The sequence below is a fragment of the Helicobacter winghamensis ATCC BAA-430 genome (genome assembly GCF_028751035.1).
Taxonomy (GTDB): domain Bacteria; phylum Campylobacterota; class Campylobacteria; order Campylobacterales; family Helicobacteraceae; genus Helicobacter_D; species Helicobacter_D winghamensis.
In genome coordinates this window covers 702,167-715,598 of the sequence record NZ_CP063533.1, presented here as the reverse complement: position 1 = coordinate 715,598, position 13,432 = coordinate 702,167, and the positions used below count along the sequence as shown (strand labels likewise).

The following is a 13,432-nucleotide window of genomic DNA, read 5'->3' as shown; positions in this document are numbered from 1 at the left end:
CCTTAAAACACAATTGTTTTATTATTATAGGTAAAAATCTTTTCTTCTAAGGCTAGATTTAATGCCTTAGCAAGCACTATTTTTTCCACATCACGCCCACTTTTTTGCATATCTTTCCAACCCATTGCGTGATTTACTTTTGTAATATCTTGATAAATAATAGGACCTTCATCTAAGGCGTTATTTACAAAATGCGCCGTTGCGCCAATAATCTTAACACCTCGTTCATACGCTTGCTTATAAGGATTTGCGCCAATAAAAGCTGGCAAAAAGCTATGATGGATATTAATAATTCTTCCTTCAAACTCTCCTACAAATTCTGGGCTTAAAATCCGCATATATTTAGCAAGCACAATATAATCACAAGGATATTTTCTAAGTTCTTGTAACACCTTTTCTTCATGGGCTTCACGACTTAGATTCTCATTTAAAACACAAACAAAAGGCAAGCCAAATTTTTGGCACAATGGCTTTAAGGAATCATAATTTGAAATCACCGCCAAAATATCAGCATTTAACTCTCCACTATCATAGCGAATCAACAAATCTCCTAAACAATGATTTTCCTTAGTGCATAAAATCACTATTTTTCTACGCTTCATCTCAAAAATCTCTACCTTAGCTTCAATGGAGAGCAACTTTAAAATCTCTCTCTTAAGCGCATCTATATCGCAATCCCCTAGCATTTCTGAGCGCATAAAAAAGAGATTATTCTCTATATCTACAAACTCATCATTTGTTAAAATATTTAAATTAAAGTCAAAAATTACGCGCGTAATCTCCGCAATCAAGCCCTTTCTATCTGGAGTTTGTATTTTTAAAATCATTTTCATTTAATACCCTTTATTGCACTTTGCTAAATTGTTCTAAACCTTTAAGGATTCCATTTTGGATTCCATTAGAGATTTGCTCACCAAAGATTTTTTCTAAATACACTTCAATTTTATCTTTTTCTTTCTTTAGCCATTTTGGCTCTAAAATATTTGCCTTTTTAAAAAGTAGCATTTGCGCATCATAAATGCTTCCTACCTTATCTACAAGTCCAAGCTCAAACGCATTTTTCGCACTTAAAATTCTACCTTGCGCAAAATTTGGTTCTTGTGCAATATCAAGCTTTCTAGCATTTACTACTTCTTCTACAAACATCCAATATTGCTCTTGCACTAAATCCTTTAACATTCTTTCTTCTTCTTTATTCCAAGAGCGCATTGGCGTGCCAGCTTCCTTGTAAATTCCAGCCTTAATAGTTTGCGGAGCAATTCCTACTTTCTTTGCCAATTCACTCAAATCCATACCATTAATAATTACACCAATAGAACCCAACATTGCTCCGCGATTTGCAACAATAGAATCTGCCCACACACCCGCTAAATAACTTCCACTTGCCATTGCGCCTTGTGCATAAGCCACCACCGGTATTTTAAAATTAACACGCTTAATAGCTTCAGAGATCTCAACACTAGGCGCAATTGCACCACCTGGGGAGTCAATCACAAGCAAAATTCCTTTTAAATGCGGATTTTTCTCTAAGGATTCCAACTCTTGTAAAAAAGTATCACTCTGTAAAATTGCTCCATATAAGTCAATCCTAGCAACATTTGCATCTTCTAAGACTTTCTCTTGTTTTGACATAAAAATTAAAACTACAACAAGCAAAAAAATTAATGCCTTTAAATGTTTGCCAACAAATTCTAAAGGCTTAATAAAAATATTAAAAAAACGCATAAATTCCCCATAAATTTCATAGTAACAAAGGTAAAATTATAGCACACTCAATAACATTAAAGTCTATTTTTGTTAAGATTCCACCTTATATTTTGTTTTTAAGGTTTGTTAATGGATTCTATGCAAAAAATTCGTAATTTTTCCATCATTGCACACATTGATCACGGAAAATCTACCCTTGCAGATTGCTTAATCCAAGCTTGTGGAGCAATTAGCGCAAGAGAAATGAGCGCGCAAGTTATGGATACAATGGAGATTGAAAAAGAGCGTGGAATCACTATTAAAGCCCAAAGCGTACGATTAAACTACAGCTACAAGGGCGAAAACTACATTTTAAACCTTATTGACACGCCTGGACATGTGGATTTTAGTTATGAAGTTTCTCGCTCCCTTGCAAGCTGTGAAGGCGCATTACTTGTTGTAGATGCAAGTCAAGGCGTAGAAGCACAAACCATTGCAAATGTGTATATTGCCTTAGAGAATAACCTTGAGATTATCCCTGTGCTAAATAAGATTGATTTACCCGCAGCAAATCCACAGCGCGTAAAAGATGAGATAGAGCAAACCATAGGACTTGATTGTGCCAATGCACTAGAAGTAAGCGCTAAAGCAAATATCGGTATTAAAGAATTGCTAGATAGCATTGTTGAAAAAATTCCCGCTCCAAGTGGCGATGCTACCGCTCCCACAAAAGCTTTGATTTACGATTCTTGGTTTGATAATTATCTAGGCGCATTAGCTCTTGTGCGTGTGATAGATGGGGATATCTCTGTTGGGCAGAATCTTTATATTATGGGGAGTGGTAAAAATCACGAAGTCTTAGGGCTTATGTATCCCCACCCATTGCGCCAAGAAAAGACAAAAACCATTAAAACTGGTGAAATTGGAATCGTAATTTTAGGATTAAAAAATGTTACCGATATTGCCGTTGGTGATACGATGACAGATTTTAAAAACAAAACAAAAGAACCCATTGCCGGCTTTGAACCTGCAAAGCCTTTTGTATTTGCTGGGATTTATCCTATTGATACAGATAAATTTGAAGATTTGCGCGATGCACTTGATAAGCTTAAACTTAATGATTCTAGCTTAACTTATGAGCCTGAAACTTCTGTGGCATTAGGCTTTGGATTCCGCATAGGCTTTTTAGGGCTTTTGCATATGGAAGTAATCAAAGAACGCTTAGAGCGTGAGTTTGGATTAGATTTAATCGCCACAGCACCCACAGTTGTGTATGAAGTTACAAAAACAGATGGCGAGATTGTCTATATTCAAAACCCAAGCGAACTTCCACCAGAGCAGAAAATTGCACAGATTAAAGAGCCTTATGTGCGTGCAACTATCATTGTTCCTAGCGAGTTTTTAGGCAATATGATAACCTTACTTAATAAAAGGCGTGGAATCCAAAAGAAAATGGAATATCTACAAGAAACGCGCGTGCTTTTAGAATATTGGATTCCAACCAATGAAATTGTTATAGACTTTTATGACAAGCTAAAATCCTGCACTAAAGGCTATGCAAGCTTTGATTATGAGCCATTAGATTATCAAGAAGGGGATTTAGTCAAACTTGATATCCGTGTGGCTAATGAAATTGTAGATGCACTAAGCATTATTGTGCCAAAGTCTAAATCCTATGAGCGCGGAAAAGAGCTTGTAGAAGCAATGAAAGAGATTATCCCACGCCAACTTTTTGAAGTGGCAATCCAAGCAAGTATCGGCAATAAAATCATCGCTAGAGAAACCGTAAAATCAATGGGCAAAAATGTAACCGCAAAATGTTATGGTGGCGATATTACGCGTAAAAGAAAATTATTAGAAAAGCAAAAAGAAGGCAAAAAGAGAATGAAAGCTATCGGCAAAGTTGCATTACCACAAGAAGCATTTTTAGCTGTGCTAAAGATTGATTAATGCGCGCTTTTCAAATATCCATATAAGCATTTTTAGCTTTTTGTGCTAAGGCTATCCCATTGCAGGTAATCCCTATCGCCATTTATCCCCTCATCTTTGATTAGTGGGATTATCGTTAGCACTTTATTTGTGCCCCTGCTAAAAGTATCATACACTCTAGCGTAAGGATAAGATCTTGTGTGTTTAGGGCTTATCCACTTGCTTATAGCAAAGCTTTTATTGTCAAAATTTACAATACATTTACTAGGCAAGTTATTGATATTATCAAAATCATATCGCACTAAATCCTGTCCCCAAGATTTTGTGCAAGATTTTATATAAGAAAAATTCTTTATCTTTGCGTGTAGCATATAAGTCCCTTAGCGCTTAGATTCACTCTCCAAACACTTTTTATTGCACAACCTTAAATCACTCATATAACGCTTATTTGCAAAATGCCCCTTGTAGTGTTGAAATTCATTTTCTATATCGCTAAATTGGGTATAAAACTCATTTTTGTTCTTTTTAGCATCGTAGAGATTGCTATCTGCTACTTTTTGCTTTGCTTTATTCCTTACTCTTTAAATTCTTCTGTAACTCTAGCAAAAGCACTCCTTATTTTAACCCCACACAAATAAAGCAAAAATCGTAAGCATAAACACAGAAAATACTCCTAACCAAAATCCAGCTTTTATCATCTCGCTTTGCTTAATATAGCCTGTCCCAAAGACTATTGCATTTGGCGGAGTTGCCACAGGAAGCATAAAAGCGCAACTTGCTCCAAAGCCTATTACAAGCGTTAAAATAGAATCTGGCATATTAAGCGCAACGCTTAAAGATGCAAAAACCGGAATCAAAAGACTCGCACTTGCCGTATTACTTGTAAATTCTGTAAGCAAAATAATAAAAATAGCAAGCACTGCAATAACTAATATCCAGCTCCCAAACCCCAAAGTGCTAACTCCAAAATCTCCCATTCCAAGAGCATTTGCAATAGTGTTTGCCATCACAGCACTAGCACCTGAATCCTTGATAATCCCACCAAGTGCCAATCCCCCACCAAACAAAAACAAAACCCCCCAATCTGTGTTTTTTTGAATCTCTTGCCAAGAGGCAACACCACTTAACCCAATAGCCACAGCTCCAATCAAAGCAATCATTGCATCAATATCTTGGATTCCACCCAACCAAGAGCTAATTTGCCCACTAAAAATCCACGCAAATGCCATTAAAGCAAAAATAAAAATTGTTATTGTTTTATGTGGATTCCACTCCATTTTTTCAAATTGCATAGAAAAATTTTCATCTAAATTTGGCTTTATTGCAAGATACAAAATAAATAAACAACTAGGAAACATCACAAGCATAAAAGGGATTCCAAGTTTCATCCATTCTAAAAACCCAATCCCAAGCGATGAAGCAGCAATTGCATTTGGTGGACTTCCGACTAAAGTGCCAAACCCTCCAATACTGGCACTATATGCAATCCCAAGCAACACAAAGACGAAAGTTTGCCTATCCTCTTGCGCGCTAAAATTTTTTAAAACTCCAAGTCCTAGGGGAAGCATAATTGCAGCTGTTGCGGTATTGCTAATCCACATTGAAAGTAACGCAGTTACGACAAAGAGCATAAAAACAGCAATTTTTACTTTACCTTTTGCAAGGACAATTAACTTTTGAGCAATAAGTTTATCGATGCCTTGAATATGCAATGCAGTTGCAAGTGCAAATCCACCAAAAAAAAGAAAAATAATAGGATTTGCAAAGGTACTAAGTGCGGAGCTTGTGTTTTGCAAGCCTAAAAGAACAGATAGCACAGGAACTAAAAGTGCCGTTAGGCTCACATGTATAGCTTCTGTTAGCCACAAAATTCCAACAAAAACCAAAAGGCAAATCCCCAAATTCTCACTGCGTTCATAAGGTAAAAGAGAATAAAGAGTTATAAACAAACAAATATCCGATGCTAAAATTATTAATGCACGCTTAAGCATAAAAATCTTTAACCCATCCTTATTTTAGGATTCTAATGCGTTTTTTAAACGACTAGAAACAAAGTTAAGATTCTACAATATCTCTCCGTTAAAATCAAATCACTTCTAAGCTTACTCCCCTAAAACCTCTTCTTATTCACATCTCCTAAAATATCATCTGCAATCTTATTAACATTTGTTGAAATATCACTAGTGTGATTTGCAACACTTACATTATCTTGTGTAACAGATTCTAATTGAGCAATAGCTTCATTGATTTGACTGACACCTTGAGTTTGCTCTTTAATAGATTCACTCATATCATTAACACCTTGCACTAGCACATTAACATTAGCTTCAATTTCATTAAGTGATTTTCCTGTTCTCTCTGCTAGTTTTCTTACTTCATCTGCTACAACTGCAAAGCCTCTTCCGTGCTCACCTGCTCTTGCTGCTTCAATAGCAGCATTAAGAGCAAGCAAGTTTGTTTGATCTGCAATATCTTTAATGACTCCTACAATGTTTTTAATATCTTCTGCTTGTCTTGCTACTTCTGTAGTTTTATCATTAACATTTTGCATTGATGAGCTAATCTCTTCAATAGCTGCTGCTGATTGTTGAAGTGAGCTTGCTTGAGATGAGCTACCATCTAAGAGTTTATTCATAGATTCTTGTAAAACATCTGTTTGTTCTACTAATTCTTTTGCATAGCTTTCAGAAGAAGCTAGCATTTTTCTAATCTCTTCACCTAAAATATTTGTAGTAACCTCTACACTTCCTTTAGCATTTTGCACTTCTGTTGTGAAATCTAAGGATTTATAAGATTCAAAGACTCTATGGATTTCATTCATATTAGAGCCTACTTTTTCTTGTAGAACATCTAGCATATTATTGAGCACATTTTTTAATTCTATTAATTGTGGATTATGAGGATTTTCTATAATCCTAGCTGTTAAATCTCCACTTTCTACTGCTTTTGCTGTTTGTGCAGATTGTGCAATGGCTAGGGAGTCTTGTTTGAGCCCTGCTTCAATGTTTTGGATATTTGTGTTGATTTCTTTTGCCATATTCCCTATTTCATCATTTGCTTTTGGCGAAACAAGGTTTGGTGGAGTTTTTATCTCGTAGTTTAGATATTTAAAAAAATTTGTTAAAAAACTAGAAAGCACTTGTAACCTTGCAATCACAATTCCTTTAATGGCTAAAAATGAAGCAAGAATTATACTCACCAAAAGCACAATAATCATTCCCATTGAAATTTTCTCCAAAGTCATGTTGGCTTCTGTAAAATCCTGCTTTAAGGATTGCGTAATCACATAAATATCTAAAGGCTGATTATAATTATAAAATGAACGATAAACACCATTATTATAAGAAAAATCCACAATTCCAGATTCTTTTAAATCAGAATAAAAAGCAAAATTATTTTTCTTTTCTCCAAACCCTAAAATAAACCGATTAAGCTTTTTATCCAAAATAACAATAGAGCCATTTTTGCCGACTTTTACATCATTCATACTTGAGTAAATAAGATTATAAACGCGATCAATCTTATAAGCTACAAATAAGATTCCAACAACTTCATTGTTAGCATTAGAAATAGGCTCATACACAGATACATAATCCTCACCAAACAATTCCACCCTGCCATAAAAACTTTCATTTTTTAAAACTTGACTATGTGCTGGGTGTGTTGCGTCAATCTTCGTTCCAATTAATCGTTCTCCTTTAGCATTTTTTAAAGAAGTGGACACTCTGATAAAATCCCCATTGATTGTTCTAACAAAAATTGTTGCTTCTGCATTTGTAAGCACTGAAAACTCATCAATAGCAAGAAAGTTATTTGCCATTTCTACACCATTTAATGTAAGGTTTGGAACAGACATCTGTATGGAATCTTTAAAAAGCGTTGTTTGTCCTTGTATTACAAAACTTTGTGGTTTAATCTCTCCAAAGTGCATTGATAAATTCGCTTTTAAAATACCTGACAAACTACTTGTATCATCGGCAACCTTTTCTAACAAAAAGTTATTAACAATCATATTATTTGACTTAAGTCTCTGATTTAGCTGTGTATCAGTAAAACCACTCATTACATAGTGATAAATAACCAAAAAAGCTGCAAGCAAAACAATAGAAATCAAAATCTGAATACTTGCAAATTTTTGCCCTAAAGAAAAATTTCTCCAACCAAATGATGGAGTTGTGGTATTTTTAACCATTGAAGTCCCCTTAAAAACAAGAATAAAAATTATGGATAATTATATTGTTTTTTTTTTTTTTTTTGAAAGTCAATTTATTTAAAATATTTATAAAAAATTTAAACTTATACTTGTATTCTTCCACTATGTGTGTAAATATTTGCCATCTCTCCTCTAGCAAACCCAATAAGCGTAACACCTGTTTCCTGTGCAGCTCTTACCCCCATTAGCGTAGCAGCTGCTTTTGAAATCACAATAGGGATATTGTGCATAACTGCCTTAATCACCATTTCAAGCGATAATCTTCCGCTCACATAAAGCACACATTCCTTGGCATTAAGCCCTTGCATACACGCCTTTCCCATAACCTTATCAATAGCATTATGTCTCCCTATATCTTCGCTTATTAAAATTGTATCCCCTAAAACTAACATTGCCTTATGCACACAACCTGTTTTACTAAACAAAGAACTTGGAGTCTCAAATTCCCTTAAGTGTCTAAAAAGCTCCTTTGGAGCAAGTTTAATATTAGATTCCACAAATCGCTCTACAATATGTCCTTCTAAATTTCCAGCTACACCTACACAACAACCTGAAGTGAGTGTTTTTTCTCTAAAGAGATTCTGTAAATTTTCTGTGTGAATACTAGCTTCCATAGACACACTTTTGCCGTCTTTTGCAATCTCTAAACTCTTAATTTGCGTAATATCACTAATCACACCTTCACTTATCAAAAACCCAACAAAATGAAAATCCTGTTCCCTCGGGATACTCATAACTGAAAGCAATTTTTGTCCATTTAGATAAAAAGCGATGCGCTCTTCTGCAACCACACAATCTTCAACGCTCTCCCCTTCTAAAAAACCAGAAGGGGAGATTTTTTCAATTTGCAATGCTTTAAAAAAAGATTCCATTATGCGTTAGTTAGCTCTTTATAATAATAGCTATGCAAAATAGCAATCTCTTCTTCACCCATATTTCCATCAATGATAGAATGCAAAGCACCCTCAATAGCAAATACTGCCATATAAATATGTGTGATAAGCAATGCAATAATTAAAAATCCTAAAATATTATGCACTAATGCCATTAGGCGTAATGTATCAATATCTGCAAATTGAAAGAACATATAAGCCCCAGAAATTGCCATTACAAAACCGCCAATAGTGCAAACCCAAAACCACATTTTTTGTCCAGCATTGAATTTGCCAGCAGGCACAGGCTTTTTCTCTTTGCTCAAATATCCACCCATAATCATAAGCCATTGAACATCATAAGCTTTAGGGAGTGCATCTTTTACCCACATCAAGAACATTAACACGCCAAAAATCACAAATAAAATCGTTGCAATTCCGTGTATATCTCGCGCAAAACGCACAAACGCCCCACCACCTAGTTTATCACCAAAGACCATTACAAGCCCTGTTAGACAAATTAATACAAATGGAATCGCAGCTGCCCAATGCACAAAAATATTGTAACCAGAAAACACGCGGATCTTTTTTCCATGTGCAAACTTCTTTTGTCCCACAATCACAAAATGCCCTAAAAATGCCAAAGGCACAAGCACAATTAAAATCGCAAAAATAGTTGCAAAATAATGCCCTTGCAAAAGAGTAAAGATTTCTCCAAATCCACTAGCATTGGGAGAACCAACACCCCAAGCTTTAATCGCTTCAACCTCAGGACCACCATAAAGATAAGGATTAGCCAAATCCTCCTTTGAAAGCAAAGCGTTATTTCCTTTAATCACTTCAGCATATTGCTTACCACCCTCTTGCGGCACACTAGGATTTGCTGCAAATGCAAGAACACCCGCAAAGGTAATAAAAATAAAGATTCTAAAGAATTTCAACAAATTTCTCATAGAATCCCCCTTAGTTTCCATATGCTGTTTTCCACACATTTGGAACGGCATTTGGAATATTTTCTCCACGCATTGTTGCACGATGTGTAATGATATTAGAAACCTCTTCACTACTTCCTGCTAAAAGTGCTTTTGTTGAGCACATACTTGCACACATAGGAACCTTACCTTCTGCAATCCTGTTTTGTCCATAAAGTTTATATTCTTCTTCACTATTTGTTTCTTCAGGACCACCAGCACAGAATGTACATTTATCCATTGCTCCACGACTCTCAAAAACTCCATTTTTAGGGAATTGTGGCGCACCAAATGGGCACGCATACAAACAATATCCACAACCAATGCAAGTTTTCTTATCATGAAGAACGATACCATCTGCACGAATATAGAAACAATCTACCGGACACACTTGCGCACAAGGTGCATCAGCACAATGCATACAAGCCACAGAAACAGCACTTTCTTTTCCAACTTGTCCTTCATTTAAAAGAACAACTCTACGGCGATTCACGCCAACTGGTAAATGATGTGCTTCCTTGCAAGCAACATCGCAACCATGGCATTCAATACAACGATTAGTATCACAATAAAATTTAATTCTTGAAAAGTTTTCAAGATTTGTAGGAATTGTATTGCTCATTTACTGCCTCCCTATTGCGCTTTTTCAATACGGCATAAACCGCATTTAGTTTCTGGACAAGCAGAATTGTAATCAAATCCATAACTTGCAACCATACAAGCCGACTCACCAATTACATAAGGTTTTGTTCCCTCTGGGTAATAATCAAGCCTTGATTTTCCTTGATCCATACCTGAGAAGTTTTGTGGCAACCAAATACTATTATAATCCACTCTAGTAGAAAGTTTAGCTTTAACTAAGACTTTAGTATCCATTGTTCCATAAACCCACACCATATCTCCATTAACGATATTAAGCTCTGCAGCTTTATCCGGGTGGATTTCTACAAACATTTCACCTTCAACTTCAGCCAAATACTTCGCACTTCTTGTTTCAGCACCTGTTCCCATATGCGCAACAAGTCTTCCACTAAGCATATTAACAGGGAATTCATCCACCCAATTTTTATTCTCCCCTAACTCTTTTTGGCGACTTCTGTATTTAACATTAGCCCTAAAAAGATTCTTTTTATCTGGGAAGCTTGGGTATTTATCAACTAAATCCCCTCTTATAGAATGCAAAGGCTCCCTATGTAATGGAATTTGATCATACCAATTCCATACTTTGGCTCTAGCCTTACCATTTCCATAAGGACAAATTCCAGCCTCTAATGCCTTTTCTACAAGGATATTATTTCCGATTCCCAATGCAAAAGTTGAACCTGCAACCGCTTCTTTTTCGGCTTCTGTTAATTTAATCCCCAAAGATTCTGCATTAGCTGCTGTAACCGCTGCATGCCCACCTTGATACACCGCATCTGGCAATGTTCTTTGTGTAAGCATTGATTGACCATCCGGACTTGTTACTCCCCAATTTACACGGAATCCCATACCGCCCTCCATAACCGGAATTGTATCATTATACATTACAGGAGTTCCTGGGTGCTTATCGCTCCAGCAAGGCCAAGGCAAACCATAATAATCATTCTTAAATGGACCTGTTCCCCTTAGTGTTACTTTATCAAACATATGCCAATTTTCTTGATGTGCTTTTAGGCGCTCTGGACTCATACCCTGCAAACCAATGCTTCTAATGCTTTGCGTAAGTTCTGTCGTTGCATCTTCTGGCCAAATAAATTTATCTCTACCCTTAGATTTTGCAACATCATATAATCTCCATTGGAGTTTATCCAAGAATCCTAAACGCTCCGCCAAACCAAACAAAAACTCTTCATCTGGACGGCATTCAAATAAAGGCTCCATAACCTTACTACGCCATTGATAACTTCTATTTGTCGCAGCAACTGAACCACTTGTCTCCATCTGCGAAGCTGCTGGAAGCATAAAGAGATTGTCTTTACGATCACTATAGATTGCCAAGTCATTAACATAAGGATCCACAAAAACAACCAAATCAAGCTTATCCATAGCCTTTCTTTGTAAATCCAACAAAGAAACTGTTGTCATACCAGAACCGATCACAACTAAAGCTCTTAGTTTAGTCCCACCATTATTTGCAGCATTTTCTTCTTCTAAAACACCAAATTTCCAAGTGGAGTGTGCAAATCCTGTTTTGCCCATCATTTCTTTGTCTTTGAAACGCCCAAGCATCCATTCATAATCTACACCCCAATGCTTACAGAAATGTCTCCAAGCTGGCTCACCTAATCCATAATATCCAGGAAGAGAATCAGCTAAATTATTCATATCAGAAGCACCTTGGACATTGTCATGCCCACGCAAGATATTTACACCGCCACCATTTTTACCGATATTTCCTAAAAACATTTGTAAAATTGGCATAATTCTAGTATTGCTTGTTCCAACTGTGTGTTGCGTTAAACCTTGATTCCAAATTAAACTTGCAGGCTTGGCTGCTGCCATCTCTTCAGCAATATGGCGGATCATATCCGCTGAAATTCCACACACATCAGCTGCAACTTCAGGTGGAAACTTCTTAGCTTCTTCCATAATATCTTCATAACCATACACGCGTTCTTTTAAATATTGCTCATCATAAAGTTTTTTTTCAATAATGTGATTTAGCAATCCATAAGCAAATGCAATATCTGTCCCGCTTCTAATTCTATGGTATTCATCGCATTTAGCTGCCGTCTTTGTAAAGCGCGGATCAATACAAACAAGTTTTGCTCCTTGCTCTTTTGCGCGCAAAATATGCACCATAGATACTGGGTGATTAACTGCTGGATTTGCTCCAATAACAAGAATGTATTTAGAAAACATCATATCGCCAAGATGGTTTGTCATACCACCATACCCAAATGTATTTGCCACACCGGCAACTGTTGGGCTGTGTCAAACTCTAGCACAGTGATCTATATTGTTTGTTCCAAAAAATGCCGCAAACTTTCTAATATAGTAACTTTGTTCATTAGAACATTTTGCACTCCCCAAAAACATAACTGCATCAGGACCGCTCTCTTCACGAATTTGCTTTAATTGTGCTGCAATTTTATCCATTGCTTCATCATACTTTAAGCGTTCCCACTTGCCATCTTTTTTCTCCAAAGGATAGCGTAATCTTGTCTCGCTTCTTGCCCTATCAATCAAGTCAGCACCCTTACAGCAATGCCCACCTTGAGATACTGGATGATCTTGTGCAACTTCTTGGCGCACCCACACACCATCAACAACTTCTGCTACAATCCCGCAACCCACCGAACAATGTGTGCAAATGGTCTTAATTTTTTGGGAATTTGGATACCTTTCTTTTAGCTCTTGCGCAGTTGCTTGACGCATAGTTTTTTGGCTATCATTACCTAAAGCTACGCTAGCACCAGCTAGACTTCCAAGAGCTGTCATTTTCAAAAACGCCCGTCTAGTTTGGCGTCTTTTGATTGCTTCGCTCATAAATTTGCCTTCCTTCTTTTATTTTGCTATTTTGCAACAGAATAATACAATTCCCATTGCTTGCTTGTTTGATAAAGAATCTCTGTCTTTGGTGATTTTCCGCGAACAAGATTCTCACTTGTGCCTTTTTTGCCACAACCTGCCAGTGCTATGCTTACACCTGCAACAGCAACGGAAGTTTTCGCTGTGGTTTTTAAAAACTCACGCCTACTTTTTTCCATAAGCTAGCTCCTTTGTATTGAGATTTGGGATAATCCCACGAAGACTTTTTACCCTTAAAAAGCCCTAGT

Annotated in this window: 11 protein-coding genes and 2 pseudogenes; 1 reads left to right on the top strand and 12 read right to left on the bottom strand. The window is 36.5% G+C overall.

Annotated features, from left to right (window positions below; genetic code table 11):
* Positions 1 to 2: 2 nt before the first annotated feature.
* Both purU and sppA read right to left on the bottom strand, forming a co-directional pair.
* Positions 3 to 833 carry a formyltetrahydrofolate deformylase gene (gene purU, locus IP358_RS03695; RefSeq protein WP_006803183.1) on the bottom strand — a complete coding sequence of 277 codons (831 nt, stop codon included), beginning with the start codon at positions 831 to 833 and terminating at the stop codon, positions 3 to 5.
* 10 nt (positions 834 to 843) lie between these two features.
* Entirely contained in the window at positions 844 to 1,725 is an 882-nt protein-coding gene (sppA, locus tag IP358_RS03690) for a signal peptide peptidase SppA (protein WP_006803184.1), read from the bottom strand.
* 120 nt (positions 1,726 to 1,845) lie between these two features.
* Here sppA and lepA point away from each other — a divergent pair, with 120 nt between their 5' ends.
* A complete protein-coding gene (gene lepA, locus IP358_RS03685) occupies positions 1,846 to 3,636 on the top strand; it encodes a translation elongation factor 4 (RefSeq protein WP_006803185.1) in 1,791 nt (596 codons plus the stop codon).
* 32 nt (positions 3,637 to 3,668) lie between these two features.
* On the opposite strand, the gene IP358_RS03680 is transcribed toward lepA, so the two are convergent.
* From IP358_RS03680 to IP358_RS03635, 10 genes and pseudogenes are all read right to left on the bottom strand, one after another.
* The gene (locus IP358_RS03680; protein WP_006803186.1) at positions 3,669 to 3,986 is read right to left on the bottom strand and encodes a hypothetical protein; all 318 of its coding nucleotides are present in this window, start codon (positions 3,984 to 3,986) and stop codon (positions 3,669 to 3,671) included.
* A 72-nt stretch (positions 3,987 to 4,058) separates the two neighbouring features.
* Positions 4,059 to 4,154: pseudogene (locus tag IP358_RS03675) on the bottom strand (adenine-specific methyltransferase EcoRI family protein); the annotation flags it as partial.
* 81 nt (positions 4,155 to 4,235) lie between these two features.
* Positions 4,236 to 5,606 carry an SLC13 family permease gene (locus IP358_RS03670; protein ID WP_006803187.1) on the bottom strand — a complete coding sequence of 457 codons (1,371 nt, stop codon included), beginning with the start codon at positions 5,604 to 5,606 and terminating at the stop codon, positions 4,236 to 4,238.
* 119 nt (positions 5,607 to 5,725) lie between these two features.
* Entirely contained in the window at positions 5,726 to 6,166 is a 441-nt protein-coding gene (locus tag IP358_RS03665; RefSeq protein ID WP_370522961.1) for a methyl-accepting chemotaxis protein, read from the bottom strand.
* 753 nt (positions 6,167 to 6,919) lie between these two features.
* Positions 6,920 to 7,546 (bottom strand): annotated as a pseudogene (locus IP358_RS03660) (Cache 3/Cache 2 fusion domain-containing protein); the annotation flags it as partial.
* Between the two features lie 365 nt (positions 7,547 to 7,911).
* Positions 7,912 to 8,700, bottom strand: coding sequence for a formate dehydrogenase accessory sulfurtransferase FdhD (gene fdhD / locus IP358_RS03655; RefSeq protein ID WP_006803189.1), 789 nt, complete (start codon positions 8,698 to 8,700; stop codon positions 7,912 to 7,914).
* Entirely contained in the window at positions 8,700 to 9,653 is a 954-nt protein-coding gene (locus tag IP358_RS03650) for a formate dehydrogenase subunit gamma (RefSeq protein ID WP_006803190.1), read from the bottom strand. The genes fdhD and IP358_RS03650 overlap by 1 nt, the downstream gene beginning before the upstream one ends.
* Positions 9,654 to 9,663: 10 nt before the next feature.
* On the bottom strand, positions 9,664 to 10,293 hold the full coding sequence (gene fdh3B, locus IP358_RS03645; protein WP_006803191.1) for a formate dehydrogenase FDH3 subunit beta: 630 nt from the start codon (positions 10,291 to 10,293) through the stop codon (positions 9,664 to 9,666).
* Between the two features lie 11 nt (positions 10,294 to 10,304).
* The gene (locus IP358_RS03640; RefSeq protein WP_083781406.1) at positions 10,305 to 13,142 is read right to left on the bottom strand and encodes a molybdopterin-dependent oxidoreductase; all 2,838 of its coding nucleotides are present in this window, start codon (positions 13,140 to 13,142) and stop codon (positions 10,305 to 10,307) included.
* Between the two features lie 26 nt (positions 13,143 to 13,168).
* Positions 13,169 to 13,363: a twin-arginine translocation signal domain-containing protein gene (locus IP358_RS03635; protein WP_006803193.1), complete on the bottom strand. Its 195-nt coding sequence runs from the start codon at positions 13,361 to 13,363 to the stop codon at positions 13,169 to 13,171.
* Positions 13,364 to 13,432: the final 69 nt, after the last annotated feature.

Excerpts from the sequence above, each read along its gene's own strand:
- purU (WP_006803183.1), bottom strand. The coding sequence starts at position 833 with ATGAAAATGATTTTAAAAATACAAACTCCAGATAGAAAGGGCTTGATT.
- sppA (WP_006803184.1), bottom strand. The coding sequence starts at position 1,725 with ATGCGTTTTTTTAATATTTTTATTAAGCCTTTAGAATTTGTTGGCAAA.
- lepA (WP_006803185.1), top strand. The coding sequence starts at position 1,846 with ATGCAAAAAATTCGTAATTTTTCCATCATTGCACACATTGATCACGGA.
- IP358_RS03680 (WP_006803186.1), bottom strand. The coding sequence starts at position 3,986 with ATGCTACACGCAAAGATAAAGAATTTTTCTTATATAAAATCTTGCACA.
- IP358_RS03670 (WP_006803187.1), bottom strand. The coding sequence starts at position 5,606 with ATGCTTAAGCGTGCATTAATAATTTTAGCATCGGATATTTGTTTGTTT.
- IP358_RS03665 (WP_370522961.1), bottom strand. The coding sequence starts at position 6,166 with ATGCAAAATGTTAATGATAAAACTACAGAAGTAGCAAGACAAGCAGAA.
- fdhD (WP_006803189.1), bottom strand. The coding sequence starts at position 8,700 with ATGGAATCTTTTTTTAAAGCATTGCAAATTGAAAAAATCTCCCCTTCT.
- IP358_RS03650 (WP_006803190.1), bottom strand. The coding sequence starts at position 9,653 with ATGAGAAATTTGTTGAAATTCTTTAGAATCTTTATTTTTATTACCTTT.
- fdh3B (WP_006803191.1), bottom strand. The coding sequence starts at position 10,293 with ATGAGCAATACAATTCCTACAAATCTTGAAAACTTTTCAAGAATTAAA.
- IP358_RS03635 (WP_006803193.1), bottom strand. The coding sequence starts at position 13,363 with ATGGAAAAAAGTAGGCGTGAGTTTTTAAAAACCACAGCGAAAACTTCC.